General features: G+C 45.0%; 15 protein-coding genes, 1 tRNA gene and 1 riboswitch. Of the genes, 13 read left to right on the top strand and 3 right to left on the bottom strand.

Annotated elements, in window-relative coordinates; translation table 11 throughout:
- Window positions 1-48 precede the first annotated feature (48 nt).
- Window positions 49-1014, top strand: a complete 966-nt coding sequence (locus tag ACQY69_RS03225; RefSeq protein WP_428258559.1) for a diacylglycerol/lipid kinase family protein — start codon at window positions 49-51, stop codon at window positions 1012-1014.
- Window positions 1015-1448: 434 nt separating this feature from the next.
- Window positions 1449-1538 (top strand) — tRNA-Ser (locus ACQY69_RS03220).
- A gap of 157 nt (window positions 1539-1695) precedes the next feature.
- Here ACQY69_RS03220 and ACQY69_RS03215 read toward each other — a convergent pair.
- Window positions 1696-2112, bottom strand: coding sequence for a tyrosine-type recombinase/integrase (locus ACQY69_RS03215; protein WP_428258557.1), 417 nt, complete (start codon window positions 2110-2112; stop codon window positions 1696-1698).
- A 496-nt stretch (window positions 2113-2608) separates the two neighbouring features.
- Window positions 2609-5020: an MBG domain-containing protein gene (locus ACQY69_RS03210; protein ID WP_428258555.1), complete on the bottom strand. Its 2412-nt coding sequence runs from the start codon at window positions 5018-5020 to the stop codon at window positions 2609-2611.
- 384 nt (window positions 5021-5404) lie between these two features.
- Here ACQY69_RS03210 and ACQY69_RS03205 point away from each other — a divergent pair, with 384 nt between their 5' ends.
- The 10 genes from ACQY69_RS03205 to ltrA all read left to right on the top strand — a co-directional run bounded on the left by ACQY69_RS03205 (window position 5405) and on the right by ltrA (window position 15764).
- Window positions 5405-5776: a hypothetical protein gene (locus ACQY69_RS03205; protein WP_303794834.1), complete on the top strand. Its 372-nt coding sequence runs from the start codon at window positions 5405-5407 to the stop codon at window positions 5774-5776.
- Window positions 5777-6966: 1190 nt separating this feature from the next.
- Window positions 6967-8559 (top strand): hypothetical protein, encoded by a 1593-nt coding sequence (locus ACQY69_RS03200; protein WP_428258553.1) that lies wholly within the window; start codon window positions 6967-6969, stop codon window positions 8557-8559.
- Between the two features lie 501 nt (window positions 8560-9060).
- The gene (locus tag ACQY69_RS03195) at window positions 9061-9210 is read left to right on the top strand and encodes a hypothetical protein (protein WP_428258551.1); all 150 of its coding nucleotides are present in this window, start codon (window positions 9061-9063) and stop codon (window positions 9208-9210) included.
- Window positions 9211-9312: 102 nt separating this feature from the next.
- Complete coding sequence (locus ACQY69_RS03190) at window positions 9313-9627, top strand: nucleotide pyrophosphohydrolase (RefSeq protein WP_428258549.1); 315 nt, start codon at window positions 9313-9315, stop codon at window positions 9625-9627.
- Window positions 9628-9641: 14 nt separating this feature from the next.
- Window positions 9642-11378, top strand: coding sequence for a DNA/RNA helicase domain-containing protein (locus ACQY69_RS03185; protein WP_428258547.1), 1737 nt, complete (start codon window positions 9642-9644; stop codon window positions 11376-11378).
- Window positions 11379-11524: 146 nt separating this feature from the next.
- Complete coding sequence (locus ACQY69_RS03180; protein WP_428258546.1) at window positions 11525-11734, top strand: hypothetical protein; 210 nt, start codon at window positions 11525-11527, stop codon at window positions 11732-11734.
- 112 nt (window positions 11735-11846) lie between these two features.
- On the top strand, window positions 11847-12338 hold the full coding sequence (thpR, locus tag ACQY69_RS03175; RefSeq protein ID WP_428258545.1) for an RNA 2',3'-cyclic phosphodiesterase: 492 nt from the start codon (window positions 11847-11849) through the stop codon (window positions 12336-12338).
- 264 nt (window positions 12339-12602) lie between these two features.
- The gene (locus tag ACQY69_RS03170; RefSeq protein ID WP_428258543.1) at window positions 12603-13055 is read left to right on the top strand and encodes a peroxiredoxin; all 453 of its coding nucleotides are present in this window, start codon (window positions 12603-12605) and stop codon (window positions 13053-13055) included.
- Window positions 13056-13817, top strand: coding sequence for a peroxide stress protein YaaA (gene yaaA / locus ACQY69_RS03165; protein ID WP_428258542.1), 762 nt, complete (start codon window positions 13056-13058; stop codon window positions 13815-13817).
- 663 nt (window positions 13818-14480) lie between these two features.
- On the top strand, window positions 14481-15764 hold the full coding sequence (gene ltrA, locus ACQY69_RS03160) for a group II intron reverse transcriptase/maturase (RefSeq protein WP_428258540.1): 1284 nt from the start codon (window positions 14481-14483) through the stop codon (window positions 15762-15764).
- An 89-nt stretch (window positions 15765-15853) separates the two neighbouring features.
- Here the strand turns inward: ltrA and ACQY69_RS03155 are convergent, their stop codons facing one another.
- Complete coding sequence (locus ACQY69_RS03155; RefSeq protein WP_428258538.1) at window positions 15854-17287, bottom strand: MFS transporter; 1434 nt, start codon at window positions 17285-17287, stop codon at window positions 15854-15856.
- A 430-nt stretch (window positions 17288-17717) separates the two neighbouring features.
- Between ACQY69_RS03155 and ACQY69_RS03150 the strand changes: the two genes are divergently transcribed.
- Window positions 17718-18494, top strand: coding sequence for an SDR family NAD(P)-dependent oxidoreductase (locus tag ACQY69_RS03150; protein WP_428258537.1), 777 nt, complete (start codon window positions 17718-17720; stop codon window positions 18492-18494).
- A 30-nt stretch (window positions 18495-18524) separates the two neighbouring features.
- Window positions 18525-18626: riboswitch (glycine riboswitch) on the top strand.
- Window position 18627 lies beyond the last annotated feature (1 nt).

Genomic DNA, 18627 nt, shown 5'->3' with positions numbered 1-18627 from the left:
ACCCTATGTGTGGTATTTTTAAAAGGGTAGAAAATTTTGGAGGTGGCGTTGAAGTATTATTTTATCGTCAATCCCAATTCGGGAAAGCGGAAAAAGCAGCAGCGGTTCATGGAAGGGCTGAAGGCCGCCGCGAAAAAGCTGGGTATCGAATACCAGGTCTACTGCACGACGGGAGTCGGGGACGGAGTCAGGTATACAGAAGAGGTCTGTCGTCAGAGCGCCGGGGCCGAAGGCAAAGGGTCGGAGAAATTGAGAATATACGCCTGCGGCGGGGATGGGACCATAAACGAGGTAGTCAACGGCGCTTTTGGGTTTTCTCATGTGGAGGTCGGAGCAGTGCCTCTTGGCACCGGCAATGATTTCATAAGGAATTATGGGACGGCTTCCGATTTTCTCGATATGGAGAGGCAGCTGACGGGCCGGTCGGTCAGCTGCGATCTGATAGGATACAGGGCCGAGCATCAGGATATGGTGACGGAAGGATATTGCGCCAACATGTTCAACATCGGCTTCGACTGCAATGTGGTGGATATGACATCCAGAGTGAAACGCTGGCCGCTGGTGGGCGGAACGTTGGCTTATATGATATCGGTGGCTATAATATTGATAGAGAAAAAAGGCGCCGATCTGAGGATACTTTACAGCGACGGCACGGAGGCAGGAGGAAGGATATTGCTCATCGCCATCGCCAACGGCTGCTACTGCGGCGGAGGTGTGAAAGGTGTGCCGTACTGTAAGCTGGATGACGGACTGATGGACGTCAGCGTCGTCAACGACATGAGCCGGCGGTTTTTTATGGCGTTGTTCCCCAGCTATTCCAAGGGCGTTCATATGGAAAAGAAACAGATCCGGGATAATGATGTGATACGATACACGAAGGAAAAGACGCTGACTGTCATTGCCAACGGTGAAAGTCTGCGGCTGTGCACCGACGGGGAGATAACGACTCAAAGGAAGGTAGAGTTCTGGATGGAGCCGAAAGCCTTCAGGTTCATCGTGCCTGGGAACCGCTGAGAGCCATGAGCTCGTTGCGATTGTCGGGGACGGTGGGCTGCGTTTACAGATGTTTTGTTTTTTTCGCGAAATGTCTGTAAAATTTTCAACGTTTGCGGCCTCTCCGCCTATCGACTTCCTGCTCACACACCGCAAAATCTCCTTTTTCCCCTTGACTAAGATAGTCCAGTACCTTCAACCCCATTGAATTTTACAGATAAAAGCCTAAAAATCAAAAATGTCTGTAATGGACTGGCAATGAGAGGATTTTGCGGGCCGGAATGGACTCCGTTGCCGAGCAGTTCCGCTGTCGGGGTGGCCGTCCTGCACAATCCGGCAAATAAACCCAACTCGCGTAAGTAAGCAATTTACATCTTGCATAGGGAGCGATTTTAATGTATACTAATTAATGTTCGCTGGATCAGTGATTTTGGTCTGGCCTGTGAATTTAATATGGAGAAGTATCGAAGTGGTCATAACGAGCCGCACTCGAAATGCGGTTGTCCGTTCCGGGCACGTGGGTTCGAATCCCACCTTCTCCGCCAAAAGAGCCTGTGATCGTAACGGTTGCAGGCTTTTGAATTTTTTGGAAATCGCTGTTTTTACCCGATTTTCAGTGGGCAGAACTGCTGAATACCCGGGCAGAACTTCTGCGATTTTTGAAAAATACCGGTTGTACCGGATCGAAAATCGTAATTATATTCAGCAGTTTTTCCATTTGCTTTCAAAGCAGCTGTCATCAGGCAATTCAAGTATATTTGTCATAGCTTCAGCAGAAGAAATCTTTGACGAATAGTCAAGATGAGCGTATATGTTGGCTGTGGTGCTGAAATCGCTGTGACCGAGCCATTCCTGTATCTGCTTCATCTGAACTCCATTTGCAAGAAGGAGACTTGCCGAGCAATGACGAAGATCATGGAAACGCATATGTCTGAAACCATGTTTCTCCAGGAATTTAGGAAACTGACCGGTGATATATCCGGGCTTCATACGTTCTCCAAGCTCGTCTAATCTCGAATCTGCAAAAGTTTTCTTTAAAAAGGCAATCCGTGATGGTCTAGAAGATTTTTTTGATACACACGGTTTTGATATTGAAGCTTGGATTTCAAATGAAGACAAGATTGACGGAAGATCTCGCAAAGTAATAAGTAAATATTTGAAAGCTTTTACAATGGTGGGACCCTTCCTGCCAGGGTTGCTTAAAAATTCCCTGTTGGTATTACAATTTTACTTGACCAGTACACTGCATATCCGTTGAAGTATTCTGCGGCTGAATAAGAAATGTATGAGAGGTGCAATCGTAAATTCGCATGATTTAGTCGTCGCAGGACCGTCTGCTGGGCATCAATCTTCATATTTCATGGAGCTGTGGTGATTGACCGAAAAGGAAGCCGGGGATATAATGGTGGCAGGCGGGCGGAAAATCGCTTGCCGGATAGTGTGCCTGCAAGCAGGGATGCGGCTTTGGCTGCGGTAAAGGCTGCAGCGATGCAGACGGCTGATATGAAGAAAACAGCCTAATGTCTTTACCGGTATTGTATGGACATAAAAGGGGACTGCGCATTAACGGGTTATGTGTTAATGAGCAGTCCCCTGTGTTATAATATGCACTTGTTTATCTCATCTTTTTCTTTCTTCCGAAAAGAGCTGCGGTGGCGGCGCCAAGAGCCGCAAAGCCTGCCAATCCCGCCCAGAGAGCGATATCGATGTCATCGCCTGTCGGTGCGGAGCCGCTGCCGCCGTCGTTGTCACCGTCGCCGCTACCGCCGCCCGGCAAAGCTTCTTTGATCTCAAAGGCTTTGACTGCTTCAAGTCCCGTATAGTTTTTGCTGCTTGTTACCGCCGCTTTCACATACCATGTCCCGGCGTCTGTAGGGACGGTATCGGTATATTCGCCGTCTTCACTGTCGCTGTATGTGAATGAAACATCTCCGAATTTCGCAGCGGCTGTCGGAGCATTTGCTCCGTCTCCCTGTCTCCAGCCTTTGATGGAAAGCTCCTGCGTCCATTCATTTGCCGCCTGACTGATGGTAAACGCCAATCCGGCATCAGCGCCCTTGTAGTTATCGTCATCTTCCACACTTGCAATAACAAGATACTCTCCTGCGTCTGTCGGTGCAGAAGAAATTTTCTCATAGCCATCCGGCAGGTTATCTTCCTTTCCTTCATCCTCTTTCTTCTTACACCATGTGAATGAAACGTCTCCTGTGCTTCCTTCCTTAGCTATTTCAGGAGCTTCGACAGCCTTGCCGTCGTATTCCTTGTTAAGACTTTTGGTTGCGATCTCGAGAGTACTGTATGCCTTGTCAACGTATAATGTCAGATTGCGTTTCACATATTCACCGTTTGCGTAATATCCATCCACATTACTAAAATCATAATCTTCGGTATAAGACGAAACATCAAAATGAGCGGGATATATTTGTTCTCCTACAGAGACAGGAGTATTTTCATCTTCCCATGTCCAGCCATCCGGCAACTTGATGTCCGACAGCTTGTCTCCGTAAACGGCAGTCAGGTCAGTAGGCGGGTCTATAATGAAGGTTGCAGCAGGCAGTGTGAAATCTATATTTCCATATGGTATACCGCTGATCTTAAAGCCATAATCGGTTTCAGTTACCGTCAATCCTTTCAGCTTGATTGATTCGTTAAGCTCTTTAATATAATCCTCAGGCAGAGAATATCCTTCATTTACGGTTACGGTAATTTCATTTATATGGTTGTTTAAATTTACTGGTTGGCTTCCGTTATTTGAAGATATTGCAAGCCCAGTGCCTGCAGAAATCTCTACATTATATCCGGGTCCATGTGCAGCCCTCATGGCATATGTGATCCGATTATCCGTATCGGTTTTTTCCAGCCAAACCTCGCAGGCATTAAAGTTGTCCGCCTCCATGCCCATTTCTTTCATGTTTTCCGCAGTAATCGTTACCTCGTCCTCTCCTGCAGTGACTTTTTTCGCATAGGCTCCCTCGCTGTCCTGCACTACCAGATAGGCGACTGTTGCGGGTGTGTTGGTTATAGTCACTTTTTCTCCATCATTGGACACCTCTGCCATCCACCTGTCAGTGGAAGAAAGATAACGCAGCGTAAAAGCTCCGTCTCCGTTTCCATTTGCGTTAGCAAATGTCATCTTACCTTCTTCCGTCGCTGCAGGTGCGGCAGATGCAAATGTAACGGTCGACAGACTTAATTTAAAGGCAGGCTTCACATAATGGCCTGAATAGTCCCAGACTTCTTCAAATTTAGTTCTGGGAGAAGGAGTAGCAGCATATTCCAAAGCCATCCACCCGCCATAAGGAGCACGAAACCACCACTTATTTGAGCCTAAATACTTATTACCAAAATGAGAGGTATGACCGGTAAAAACAGGCAGTCCGCCGGACAGGTCATCCATACTGTTTTCTCCTACAGTTATTTTGGCATTAGGGTCGTCTTTAAAGAATACCGTATCATTAGGAGTTACATAAGGTGCATACAGATAGTCTTTTGTATAATATGGCTCCTCGTTTAGGCAATCCCAGGTATAGATGGTCGAACGTCTCATCATAAGTTTTTCGCCCTTTGTGAAAATATTATTGCCTTCAAATTCTTCCTGCAACTTTTCCCTTACCAGGCTGCGACCGTAATGGCATGAGTTGACCTCTTCCGGAGCCCCATATGGGTAAACGCATCCCCACTCTTCATCATACTCTACAGGGGGATATCCTCCCGTCGCGAAATTCTGATTATATAACATAACATAGTCGTAAAGCAGTGTTAAACTGTCAGGGCTCTGACTTCCCGCTATCCACCAGTTACGATCTCCGCGGCTTCCAAAGTATACCTTTGCAGAAGATGTATCGCCGGCAGTATTAAACGTCTTCAGATCTTCAACAGTTGCAAACAGGGTTTTATCCAGCTTTTCCGATTCATCCGGCGTATCTGTCCCGCAGACTTCCGTGCTCAGTTGAGGGAGTGTTATCGTTGCCATGATCACAGCTATCAAAACTGATCCGATTCGTTTTCCCGTGTGTTTTCGCGTCATTGGAAAGACCTCCTCTAGTTTCCCGGTACATATATACTATATCAGAAAATATTATATCAGAAAAGTCTGTCTCTGACATCGCCCGTTTGCGGGTGTGAAATGGGTAATAAAAAGCCGCATTTTGCTGCGGATGTGTGGGCTGCATCTTTGAGAAGCGCTTAGCGCTCGCAGTATACAAGCTTCCGGGTATGTTCGCTGTTGCGAACAGTCGGAAGAGCGGTTTTTCTTGCATGTTTTGAGAAACCATGGAAAACCAATCGAACCGGTGAACACTGGAAGAGGGGATAATATTTACGCATACAGGGCATTTGTGAGCTGGTATAAGTAAATTGTAATAGTGAAGTAACTTTTGTAAAATAATGTTAAGCGAAAGGAATGAATGTTATGATTTACTGTGAACCGGAATTAAAAGAACATATCATAAATCTACATATCCAGGATGGACGTACATATCAAAGCCTGTCCGACGAATTCGGATTTTCTCCGGATGTCATAAGAAGAAAGAAAATGAATAAAGGGCGATTTATAGGTTTTTATCAACTTAATAGAGATAAAGAACCACTGCAGTATATCTACAACCAACGAGATGTTCTTAGGTATGTGATTTTTACCGACGGGCAGTATTTTGAAGTTATTGCGATTAAGGATACCCCCGAATTAATAAAGAGCATAGGCAAAGATGTTGCTTTTGAAGGAAGCATTGAGAAGAAGCGAAGGATAGATATATTTGTGATCTTTAGATGTAGAAGTAATTGATATAATAAGTGAAATAATTAATTATCATATTGTAAAAAGGCATTCATTTCACCACAAAATTTTTAGGATTGTTTTTCGCAAACCTTCTGCTAGGTACAAACCACGAATTGAAAACCGCTATATACACGCCGATTTTGTGGATGAAAACATTTCCCAAAGTGCCACCATTGGAACTACAAAGTGTCAATTTGGCACTTTGAATTGCACTTTTGAAGAACTGGTTATTTTAGAACTTATTGTAAAAAATTCTGATACTAAGCAACAAGAATTGGCAGATACATCATGCAGATCACTTAGAACGGTAAAAAAATAATGAAATCCTTGGAGGAAAAGAACTATATCCGTCGTAAAAACGGTAAACGTTACGGAGAATATGAAGTTCTGATTTAAGGTCATAAATTGCTAACAGATTTTCGGCAGATTGGCAAAAAATCATTAGGGAAGTTGGCAATAAAGTATAACAGAAGTATATCAGCAAAGAGACCGTCCGCATTTATGTAATAACTTCGAACTTTGTTCTGCCCATTTTTATCATAAATTTATGTATTGCCCTTGAATTTTGTTCTGTCCGATTCTGCCCGGAGTTCTGCCCAAAGGTCAAAAAACGGGGCAAAAACCGACTGGCTTTGAACTCATTTAATTTTCAATGGATCTTCTCCCTTTAATGCCGTAATCAATTGATTTTTACAGCATCAGAGGGTAGACGTAACTGCCTCAAACGACCGGAAATAACAGCCTATCTGTCATGTTAATTAAAAACTCGAAATGCGGTTGTCCGTTCCGGGCACGTGGGTTCGAATCCCACCTTCTCCGCCAAAAGAGCCTGTGATCGTAACGGTTGCAGGCTTTTTGTTTATGTGAAAAATGCTTTCGTGTTTTAAAAGAAAATGTCGTGAAAGGAGTTACCGCTGAAGATGTTACGAATATTATGAGAGCGGAAGAGATGCCGCAATGGATGTGGTTCTAATAAAATGCTTTATCCCTGCCACTACAATGAAATTTGTAGTATTTAAGAAGCCCGTCTGCGATCTTGTATCCGGAGAAATTTTGGTGATAATTACAACCGCTTACAATGCTAAAAAATGTTAAAACAAATTGACTGGGGGGGGTAATAATGTATAATATACACAGTTATAGATGAAAAACTCAAATACAAAAACGGGAAATGTTTATGATGTGTGAGGTGAACCATGAAAAAGAAGAGGAAGTTTCTGTTAAGTGGAATTACAGTGCTTATCTTGGCTTTAATGATGGCTGTACCGATGAGTGTCAGTGCGGCAAATGGAAACGTGGCATCGATAGATGGACATGAATATCCGACGCTGGAAGCTGCCATAAAAGAAGCAGAAGATGGGGACACAATAACGTTGCTTAGCAATACAGAAGTTGGAGGGATACGCTTAGATAAATCTTTGATTTTTGATCTGTCAGGCAATACTATAACAGGATCAGATACAGATGCTTATGTCTTTTCACCGTGGGATGTCGATACGATTTTTAAAGATGGGGTCATCGAAGTTATCAGACAGACTCCGGGAAGTATGGGAATACAGGCCGTGGGAGGCAATCTGACTCTCGATGATGTTGAGCTGAAAGTTATAGTACCAAACGGTACAAGCGATTATAATTACGGTATAAAATCGTTTGCCTCAGTGGATGCTGATGAGGATGGGATTGTTGATGATCCTGTGAATGTCGTTATAAATAATTCTACAATTACTGAGGTGGCAAATACTGAGGCTGATGAAACTTATGGAGCTGTTGGAGTTATCGTAGTTGGAAAACATAAAAACGATACAGTAAATGATAACCTCGAAAACAGAGACGCGGCATTAGAGATCAATAACTCCACCATCACCATGTCAGCTTTCGCTGTAAGCGGCAACGGAGCTGCTCATGGCACAAAGATAGATATAAACAATTCAACCCTTACATCGAAGAATGCCGCTGCTATTTACCACCCTCAAATCGGTGAGATGAATATCAACGGTGGAACTATAACAGGAGAAACTGGTATAGAAGTAAGAGCTGGGATTGTTAACATTTCCAACGGTGCGAATATCATAGCTACCGGAGATCCGACCACAGTAGATCCTAATGGTAACGGGACTACGACTGTGGGGGCGGCGCTGGCTGTTGCGCAGCATACGACAAAACTTCCTATAACTGTAAACATAGAGAACGGGAATCTTTCAGGAGCGTCAGCTTTGGTTGCAAATAATCCGGAAAAGAATGACGAGGAAGCTATAGAGAAAGTAAATGTATACATAGAAAACGGACAGTTTGATGGACTTGTGGCTACTAATGATGGTGGCAAAATAGAGGTTGCCGGAGGAATCTTTGATAATCTCGATAAAAGCATTGATGTTGTGGCATCTGATGTAGCTGAAATTACACAGGACGATCTTACTAAAACAGTGGTAGGACTTGGAAATATCAATGAAGCCATTAAAGATGCTCCAGAAGGAACAATAGTCAAGTTTATAAGTGCCGCGGAGAATACAGAGATAGAAGCGCCGGCAGGCGTAACCGTTACCAATGATACAGATACGACAATATCAGTCAATGGTGAGGTTCTGGACATTGGTGAAACTATAGAAATAGTTGCTCCAGAAACTCCGCCAACCGATCAGCCTTCGGACAAGCCGCAACAGGAAAAGCCTGCCGATGGAAAAGCTCCTGAAACAGGAGACGATATAGATCTTGGACTTCTTACAGGGATTATGCTTATGGCAATAGTGGCAGGAGCGGCAGCTATAGGGCTGAGAAGAAATAAAGCGTAAATGTATGTTTTTTAAAAGAGCAGATGAGATAGAAGAGAGAAATAAGGGGCTGTCACATTAGCGAGAAATAAGCGTTAGGGCACAGCCCTTTCTTCATGCATTGAAAAATGGCGGATGAATCAGGTAATGGTTCTCCGTCATTCGTTATTGTTGCGCGATACAAACAGGGGCAGTCCGGCCCGGTGTTTGGTTACGGCTTTCTTTCATTTGAGATGAGCTGCAAGAGTTTTACGCGGTTTCTGCCCCCGATTTTACTTGGTATATCTTAAATATGTTTTTACGGTATATATGCTGATATTGTGACGATTGGATTTTGGAGTTATTTCGTCGTGCTGATAATCGCGTTGACAGTATCGATATCGATAAGTAAACTGTCAAAATTTCTGAAGAAGCGCAGATTTTAACCTAAAGTAATTTTGAAGAAATGCACATATTTTATGATAATAATATTGAACAAATGTAAATGAAGTGGTACCGTATATTCATGCGGGAGGGCGAGATATGTATTTTAAGAGAAAGGCATATGACCGATTATTGGATCGGAAGAAAAATTATGCGGACAGGTATGCTGTTTTGCTTGAAGGTGCCAGACGAGTGGGAAAGTCGACTTTTCCTTCGCTTACAGGCTGTAACGGGGAAAAATCTGCATAAGGGCGAATCTGTGGTGATTTTCGATGAGGTACAGCTATATCCAAAGGCGAGACAGGCGGTAAAGCACCGTTTGTCGTAAAAGATTGAGTAATGGAGTGCAAAATGCAAAAAGTAATAGATGAAATACGAAAATTCAATGAGGAAAGAGACTGGGATCAGTTCCATACGGAAGAGAATCTGGCGAAATCCATCAGTATTGAGGCGGCCGAGCTTCTGGAATGTTTTCAGTGGAACAGTAGTTATAACAGGACGGAAGTGTGTGAAGAGCTGGCTGATGTGCTTTCCTATTGTATCATGCTGGCGGACAGGATAGATGCGGATATTGAGGAGATAGTGCTGGATAAACTGGAAAAGACAAAAAAGAAATATCCTGTAGATAAAGCCCGGGGCGTCAGCACGAAGTATACGAAATTGTAACAGGAGACTGATCTATGGCGTCGTTTAATTCTCTTAAATTCGATTCAGAAACAGCTGAAAAACTGAAAGGAATAACACACTACGACAAGCAAGTGGGAGAAAACTGGCCTGTTGTTTATATACTCAGCAATAATAAAGAAGCGTATGTAGGCGAGACTCATCATGCATCTATAAGAATGAGCCAGCACTGGCTGAATCCACAGAGGCGGAGCCTTGAAGATATGATGCTTATCAGCGGCAAAAACTTCAATAAATCCGTGGTTCTCGATCTCGAATCATTTCTCATAAAGCATATGAGTGCGGATGGAAAATTCAGACTACAGAATGGGAACGGCGGTCTGCAGGATCACGATTATTACAACAGGCATTTCTACGAGGAGATATTCGTCAATATCTGGAGAGAACTCAAGTCGAAGGGGCTGGTGGAACACACCATCGATGAAATAGAGAATTCTACACTCTATAAGTATTCCCCGTATAAAAGTCTGGGCGAGGAGCAGCTTGAAGCGCAGAGAGACATCCTCAAAACATTCATAGATCATACGGATGATGACCAGGGAGTCACGGTTCTCGTAAGAGGCGGAGCGGGGACGGGAAAGACTATCCTCGCAGTATATCTCATGAAACTTTTCGCGGATATCAGCAGTCGACTTGAAATGGAGATAACGCACGATGATTATAGTGATGAAGATATAGATATGCAGAGGGCGGCAGCGAAAATCAATGGCATCAATAAAATAGGCATAGTCTTTCCACAGGCGACGCTTAAGTCGTCAATAATGGATGTATTCGGAAGCGTGCGGGATTTAGATAAAAGTATGGTTTACAGTACGACAGAGGTTGTCGATGAATATCTGAGAAGCGGAGAGAAATTCGATCTTTTGATAGTAGACGAGGCTCACAGGCTGAAGTGCCGATATAGAGGCCATCTGAGCTCATACCCTAAATTTGATAGCTGTACGCAGGCCCTTGGATTTCCAAAAGAGAGAGGGAACGAACTCGACTGGTTGATGACCTGCAGCCGCAATCAGATCATTTTTCGCGACGAACTTCAGACCGTCCGGCCATGTGACATCGACGCAGATGATTTCAGAAGCATATTGCATAACAGACGCGAAAAATACGATGAACAGGTCATTGAACTAAACCTGGAGACGCAATGGAGATGTGAAGGCGGCAACGATTATATCGAGTACATCAAGGGCATATTGTCAGGATCCGCGTCGAGAAAGAGAAGGTTCGATAATTATGATTTCAGGCTTTACAAAGATGTAGACAGGATGATCGAAGCTGTCAGGAAAAAGGATGCGGAGCTTGGCCTTTGCCGCAACGCGGCAGGCTATGCATGGAGATGGATATCAAAAAGGAACAAGAAGGCATATGATATCGAGATACAAGGACATCAATACAGATGGAATTCTACATATAACAACTGGATAGCAAGTAAAAACGCGGTGAACGAAATAGGATGCATACATACCTTACAGGGGTACGACCTCAATTATGTGGGGCTTATCATAGGTGAAGATATAAAATATGATAAAGAAACGGGAAAGATATATGCTGATAAGGATCATTATTTCGACCAACAGGGAAAATCAGGAGTAGCTAATGACCCGGAAGCGTTAAAGGAATATCTTCTCAATATTTATCTGACTCTCATGACCAGAGGGATTAAAGGGACATATCTTTATGTATGCGATGATGATTTGAGGGAGTATTTCAAACGGTTTGTTGATGTGGCAGAGTAATGTGCAGTTGCATATCTGAGATGTAATAGATAAGTGCTTGGAATATAAATATTTAGACTAACAGAAAAGTGGTATCAGGGAATAAACATTTGATTGCTTTAGGAATAAGTATCTGCGTATCCACCAGGTCAGGGAGGTGTCTTCATATGGATGAAAAGCGATTGGAGGCTTTTGAGAAAATGCTGGATGCCGTACTTTCTCAGTACGATTCGACAACGGAAAAGATGGCGCGGCTCAAAGCGGATGGTAAAGAAAAAACGGCCACGTACCGTCAGTTGTTTGCGGATAAGCTGCAATATCAGAACATGATATCATATTACAGAGCATATGGCCTTCTGGAAGATGACAGAGAGTAGAGCGTCAGAATTATGGACCTATTTTATACTAATGAAAGAGGTAATTGCGAGATCGATTTTCTGATAGACGATAGTGAAAGAGGGGTGCCGTTGTATGGGATCTGTATGGAATATGAGGTTATTTATTGCCATCAGATTATCTGATGAAGTCAGGAAAGCGCTTTTATCGTGCATGCGCGATATGAAGCGGCAGGGTGTGAGGGGAAATTACGTCCCGGCTGAAAATCTGCATTTGACGCTGGCCTTCATCGGAGAATATGATGATCCGGCGCGGGTGAAGAAGGCCATTGAGAGCATCCCGGGTCCGAAGTTCAGTTTGAAGCTCTCGGAGTGCGGGAATTTTGGAAACCTTCTTTGGGCCGGGGTGGAGGAAAATCGAGAGCTGAACGCATATGTAAAGGAGTTGCGGGGAGCGCTGAGGGCTTCAGGCGTACCCTTTGACAGCAAGAAATTCGTTCCGCACATAACGCTGGTGCGTAAGGCTGCAAGGAAACCGGGCGGAACACGTTTGCCGAAGGCTGAGATGCGTGTGACAAGAGCGTCCCTCATGAAGTCGGAAATCAAAAATGGGAAAGTGGTGTATGAGGAGTATGCAGGGGAGTAGAGGGGTCTCGCTATAATGGTGATATATTGTTAATACAATTCTTTATTAAAACCCAAACGAATTTGATGGAAACTTTTGATATAATTTGTTTACGCGAGTTTTAAGGCGTATGATAAGTTTAGATATAGATAAAGTTGAAAGTATATACTGAGAATTGAGTGGAGTTGTGGAGTTGGAGATATAAAAAGGTGATAAAAAGCATATTATTCAGTTTTGATTTTTACCCTATTATCCACAACCCCAGACGCAGAAAGAGGTACGATCATGTTAGAAACAGGAACAATGGCTCCGGATTTTGAACTGCCGGACCAGAACGGACAGATGCACAGCCTGGCGGAGTACAGAGGCAGAAAGGTGGTCCTTTACTTTTATCCCAAGGACAATACGGCGGGCTGCAGCAAACAGGCCTGCGGCTTCGCGGAACTCTATCCGCATTTTCTCGAGAAGGACGCCGTCGTTATCGGAGTGAGCAAGGATAGCGTCGCTTCTCACAAGCGTTTCGAGGAAAAATACAGCCTTCCTTTTACGCTGCTCTCCGATACGGAACTGGCGGCCATCAAGGCCTATGACGTCTGGCAGGAAAAGAAGACCGCGGGAAAGATATCCATGGGCGTGGTCAGGACTACTTATCTCATCGATGAGGAGGGCATCATCGTCAAGGCATTCGGTAAGGTGAAGGCAGCGGATAACCCTGCTCAGATGTTGGAGGAACTGTAGATGAAGATAATCATTTCACCTGCGAAGACGATGAATGTAGACAGGGAGTCCCATGAAGTGAGGGGGCTTCCGCGTTTTTTTGATGAAACGAAGCTGCTTATGGATGAAATCAGAAAGCTTTCCTTCGACGAGGCGAAGGCGCTGTGGAAGTGCAGTGATAAGCTGGCAGAGCTGAATTTTCAACGTTTCGCGAAAATGGATCTGGAGCGGGATCTGACTCCCGCTGTCTTTTCCTACGAGGGGATCCAGTACAGGAATATGGGGCCCGGGGTCTTTTCCCATGAAGCTCTTGAGTATATCGAGGATCATCTGAGGATCTTGTCAGGATTTTACGGTATGCTGGGACCTTTCGACGGTGTCGTTCCGTACCGCCTTGAAATGCAGGCGGGGCTTTCCGTGGGCGGATGTCGTGATCTCTACGAGTTCTGGGGCAGGAAGATCTACGATTCCATCGCCGCTGAGAGCGGAGGTGAACCTTTCACGATCCTGAATCTGGCATCGAAGGAGTATTCTCAGATCATAGAAAAGTATGTCGGTCCGGAATGCAGGTTCGTGACGGTGGATTTTGGGGAGCTGGTCGACGGCAAAGTGAAGCAGAAGGCTACTCCGGCAAAAATGGCCCGCGGTGACATGGTCAGATTTCTGGCCGAACAAAACATAGCTGACCTGGAAGGCGTCAGGAGGTATAATGGATTTGGCTTCGAATTTTCCGAGGCCTTTTCTGAAACAGACAGGCTGGTTTTCATCAAGAGGAGGAAGTGATGAGGAGATGATTTCATCGATTGATATTAATTTGAATGAGGTGCGTAATGAATTAGAATCTCTGAAGAAAGATATTGAGTATTTTAAAGAGGCTATATATAATTTTTAGAAATATGCTTAAAACAGTGGTAATCTATTCTCATAAACAACACGCCAGCCTAAATTATCGGCTGGCGCGTTTCTTGTTCGCCCGCCATGGGCGGGCTCTAACGGGTGAAAGTCCCGAGTGCGCGTAGGCAACGACGAAGCACATAGCTGAACAGCAAGGGTGTTCACCGTGAGGTGAAATCTGAAGGAAGCTGTAGGCAAACCTCTGACTTGACGGACAGAAACCACATATAAGGCTGGGAAATACGGATAAGACGGCAAGAAACATCGAAGTCCAAAAGTTGCTGGAAGTACCAGTAAATGTGGCAGGTATATGGAGGGAAAGAGTCCGCACCTTAAGCGGGGAGGTCTCACAGGCGGATTTACTATCCGTAGTAACAACGAACTGTGAGAAGTCAGCAGAGGTCGTAGTAGTGAAGAAGTTCCTGTAATGGGGATGGAGCGAAGGACCGAACAATCAATCAGTTGAAGTACGTTCCACTTCGTAGCCGGAGCAAACGCCTGTCGATGACATCAAAGGCGGCAAAGGCAAAAGGGGCAGAAAGGAAACAACGCATGGACACAAGAAGTCTCATGGAGCAGATAGTGAGCAAAGATAACCTCAATGCGGCATATCTGCAAATCGTCAGAAACAAAGGAGCGGCAGGCGTAGACGGGATGACCGTTGAAGAGCTTGGCGCATATCTTGCGGAAAACGGCGAAAACATCAGGAAGCAGGTGCGGACAAGGAAGTACAAACCGCAGCCAGTTAGACGGGTGGAGATACCAAAACCAGATGGAGGGACAAGAAACCTTGGAATACCAACGGTAGTTGACCGGTTTGTACAACAGGCAGTAACACAAGTACTCACGCCAATCTTCGAGGAGCAGTTTCACGAGCATAGTTATGGATTCAGACCGAATCGGTGTGCGCAACAGGCAGTGCTGAAAGCATTAGAGATGATGAACGATGGGCATAGCTGGATAGTGGATATCGACCTTGCAAAGTTCTTCGACACGGTAAACCATGACAAGTTGATGACGATTTTCGGACGGACAATAAAGGACGGAGACGTTATCTCAGTGGTAAGGAAATTTCTGGCCAGTGGAGTGATGATCGATGACGAGTATGAAGATACAGTTGTCGGCACACCACAGGGAGGGAATATATCGCCGCTGTTGGCAAATGTCATGCTGAACGAGTTGGATAAAGAGCTTGAGGCAAGAGGGTTGGATTTCGTGCGCTATGCGGACGATCTGATTATCATGGTAGGAAGTAAGCAGGCGGCGGAGAGGGTAATGAAAAGTGCTACCCGATTTATTGAGGAAAAGCTGGGATTGAAAGTAAATGCTGAAAAGAGCAAGGTGGACAAGCCCAAAGGAATCAAGTATCTCGGATTTGGATTTTACTATGACACATTAGCCAAAGGATATAAAGCCAGACCGCACCCGAAAGCAGTAGCGAAATTCAAAGCACAGATGAAGAAGCTGACATGCAGGAGCTGGGGAGTGAGCAACAGTTACAAAGTGCAGAAACTGAACCAGCTTATCCGAGGATGGATAAACTACTTCAAAATCGGGAGCATGAAGGGATTATGTGAGCGTTTGGACAGAAACATACGCTACCGTCTGCGGATGTGTATTTGGAAGCATTGGAAAACACCGCAGAATAGGGCAAAGAACCTGATGAAGCTGGACGTACCCCGCTGGGCGGCATACAAAATTGCCTACAGTGGAGACCGTTATGCGAGGCTTGCGCATAACGGCTGGGTACATAAAGCGATAAGCAATGAAAGACTAACCACATTTGGGCTAGTCTCCATGAGTAATTACTACGCCGAAAGGCGTGTCATATGTTAAGTTGGTTGAACCGCCGCTTGCGGAACCGCATGAGCGGTGGTGTGAGAGGTCGGTAGGCGAAATAATCGCCTACCTCCTACTCGATTTATCTATCTGACTAGCTTTTCGAAGCCTTCCGTCGTGTATTCTTTTCCCTGTCGCTTGAGGTCGAGATTCATGAGGAGCAATTCAAAGCGTTTGCGGGTCACAGGGTAAAGGATGATCACGATGCCGGAAGCTACGCAGAGGAGCCCTGGCCATACTGTAAAGAGTGATTTCATAGCGGCGAGGGCGTCAGCTGACTGGACTGTAGCATTTGCGTCATAGCCGGACATTTCCAGGATCCAGCCTGTTATGAAGCCCGCAGCTGCGGCACCGAGTTTCCCGCAGAAGGAAAAGTAAGCCATCAGGAAGCCTTCACGTCTCCTGCCGCTTCTGAACTCATCGATTTCAAAGATATCATACAGCAGCGTGTAGCTAAGAGTCCAGTGACCTGCGGAGCCGATGTTGACTACTGCCGCGAAGATGACAGTTACGATGAGGGCTGATTCGATAGGTATGAATTTTCCAATGACCATAAGGCCTCCGCCTAGGATCATGCAGGCGATATAAGCGTTTCTCTTATCGAACTTGACAGCGATAGGTCCCAGGAGAATGGCGACGATGATGCCTCCGATGGTAACTCCTGTATATATCAGAGACGATTCTGTTTCGCCAACACCGAGGTTGTATGTCGAAAAGTACATGATAGAGGATGTAAAGATCGTATAAGACGCGTAGAAGAAGAACTGGCAGGCCAACACGTTCAGGTAAGGCTTGATGCACATGACTTCTTTAATTTCCTTGAAGATGTTGTTTGTGCGTTCACTGTCCTCGCTGTCCTTTATATCCAGCTCATATCCACGTGTGGCGTTCCAGCTGAGCAGGATCGCTATCGCGGCGATCACTCCGATGATGATGACGGCGTATTGCCAGGAGGCTTCTTCGCTGAATCCGGCTTTCTGGAATTGTCCTACCAGGAATGTCGGGAGAGCGCTGGCGCAGAATACTCCGATAAAGTTGAATACCTGAGCGACAGAACGGATCTTTGTACGTTCGTTTGTATTGGTGGTCAGACATCCGCCTAACGAGAAGAACGGGATGTTGAAGGCTGTATAGGCGGCCCAGAACAGCAGTGTGAAGATCACATAGTATGCGATCTTCGCGTTGCCTCCAAAGGCCACCGTATGAAACAGGAACATCATGATGATGGCGAGAGGGATCGCGGATCCGAGAAGAAACGGTCGTTTTTTGCCGTGTTTTGATTTGCATCGATCAGACAGCATGCCCATGATAGGGTCGGTAATGGCGGACCAGACGACGGCGACGCCGATGATAGTGCCAGCGACGGCGGGGCTGAGACCAGCCAGTTCGGTGAAAAAGAACAGTAAAAAACTACCGATAAAATCGTAGGCGATGGCATCGCCGGTTCCTCCTAACGAGTAACCTACTTTCGTCTTAAAAGGAATTTTTCGATTATGATCGGGAGATATGATTTTACTCATTAATAGATCCTCCTTTTAATAAGAATTAACGATAACGTAAAATAGGAAAAATTGTGCTTTGTTCATTTTTATATCAAGCAAAAAATATGCCATTGATTGAAAAATCAGAAAAGTGAATATTTGTCAGGCGTTTTCAATTTTGAGGAGAAAAAGAAGCTTCAAAAATTATCAATTTTGATAAAATCCCCTTCAAATATGATAAAAAATCAAACGAAGAAGCAAATTTCAACGTTTTGTCTCAGACGAGAAGAAAAATTATTATTAAATTTGATAAATGCGTTGCCAGTGAAACCTGATAAAATGGGAATTTTGTGACATTTATAAAATGGCATAGACCTTGCATTTAATTAGTGGCATGAAAGTAATCTCCTGTCGGGGATTATACAATCGGAGGAAGAGCTTTTCAGAGTTTTAAGAAAGGAAAAGAGTTATGAGCGAATTTAAGAATCAATCAGTTATCATTACAGGCGGAAGCGGCGGCATGGGTCTTTGCATCGCGGAAGAATTTCTGAAGGAAGGAGCTCTCGTCTACCTGGCGGATTTAAACGAAGAAAGACTGCAAAAGGCCGTTGAGGATCTAAAACAATACGGACAGGTGGATTACGTCGTGACGGATGTCACGAAGATCGATACGATAGAAAACCTGATACAGGAAGTCGTAAAAAGATCCGGGAAACTGGATATCGTTGTGAATACGGCGGGATTATGGGTAGAAGGTGATTCGGATAAGATGACAGAGGAAGAATGGGATCGTGTAGTGGATGTAAATCTTAAAGGTACATTCTTCGTATGCAGCAGAGCTATCCCGGAATTGGAAAAGACCGGCGGCTGTATCGTGAATATCAGCTCAGATGCCGGGATCGGAGGAAATCCGGGCAACTGCATCTATAACGCGTCTAAGGGCGGCGTCACGTTGATCACCAAATCTCTTGGATTGGAGCTTGCTCCTCGCGGGATCCGGGTGAATGCGGTCGCGCCGGCGGATGTGGAAACCCCGATGCTGGTCGGACAGGCGGAAGTTTATGGCGGCGGCGATGTAGAAGGCTACTATTGGAATTTGTTGAGAAAGTACCCTCAGGGCGAGAGAGCGAGATTTATACGACCGTCTGAAATCGCTGAATGCGTACTGTTCCTCGCATCCAAGAAAGTCGAGTCCATCACGGCGACAACTCTGTCTATCGACTGCGGACTGACGGCCGGCTATTAAAGGCAATAACGAGAAAACGATATAATCTGGTTGATGATAGCGAGAGAGATCATTTTGACACCGAAGGAGTAAGTTTTGATCGCGGGCCACGATCAAAATGAATATCTCAGGTAAAAGGATCGCTATCGGACAG

Origin of the sequence: Gallibacter sp. Marseille-QA0791, from assembly GCF_965119705.1 — a bacterium.
In the GTDB taxonomy this organism is placed as follows: Bacteria; Bacillota; Clostridia; order Peptostreptococcales; family Anaerovoracaceae; genus Lentihominibacter; species Lentihominibacter excrementipullorum.
Note: the sequence above shows the minus strand (reverse complement) of the source record. Positions and strands in the feature narration are given on the sequence as shown.

Excerpts from the sequence above, each read along its gene's own strand:
- ACQY69_RS03210 (WP_428258555.1), bottom strand. The coding sequence starts at position 5,020 with ATGACGCGAAAACACACGGGAAAACGAATCGGATCAGTTTTGATAGCT.
- ACQY69_RS03205 (WP_303794834.1), top strand. The coding sequence starts at position 5,405 with ATGATTTACTGTGAACCGGAATTAAAAGAACATATCATAAATCTACAT.
- ACQY69_RS03200 (WP_428258553.1), top strand. The coding sequence starts at position 6,967 with ATGAAAAAGAAGAGGAAGTTTCTGTTAAGTGGAATTACAGTGCTTATC.
- ACQY69_RS03195 (WP_428258551.1), top strand. The coding sequence starts at position 9,061 with ATGTATTTTAAGAGAAAGGCATATGACCGATTATTGGATCGGAAGAAA.
- ACQY69_RS03190 (WP_428258549.1), top strand. The coding sequence starts at position 9,313 with ATGCAAAAAGTAATAGATGAAATACGAAAATTCAATGAGGAAAGAGAC.
- ACQY69_RS03185 (WP_428258547.1), top strand. The coding sequence starts at position 9,642 with ATGGCGTCGTTTAATTCTCTTAAATTCGATTCAGAAACAGCTGAAAAA.
- ACQY69_RS03180 (WP_428258546.1), top strand. The coding sequence starts at position 11,525 with ATGGATGAAAAGCGATTGGAGGCTTTTGAGAAAATGCTGGATGCCGTA.
- thpR (WP_428258545.1), top strand. The coding sequence starts at position 11,847 with ATGAGGTTATTTATTGCCATCAGATTATCTGATGAAGTCAGGAAAGCG.
- ACQY69_RS03170 (WP_428258543.1), top strand. The coding sequence starts at position 12,603 with ATGTTAGAAACAGGAACAATGGCTCCGGATTTTGAACTGCCGGACCAG.
- yaaA (WP_428258542.1), top strand. The coding sequence starts at position 13,056 with ATGAAGATAATCATTTCACCTGCGAAGACGATGAATGTAGACAGGGAG.
- ltrA (WP_428258540.1), top strand. The coding sequence starts at position 14,481 with ATGGACACAAGAAGTCTCATGGAGCAGATAGTGAGCAAAGATAACCTC.
- ACQY69_RS03155 (WP_428258538.1), bottom strand. The coding sequence starts at position 17,287 with ATGAGTAAAATCATATCTCCCGATCATAATCGAAAAATTCCTTTTAAG.
- ACQY69_RS03150 (WP_428258537.1), top strand. The coding sequence starts at position 17,718 with ATGAGCGAATTTAAGAATCAATCAGTTATCATTACAGGCGGAAGCGGC.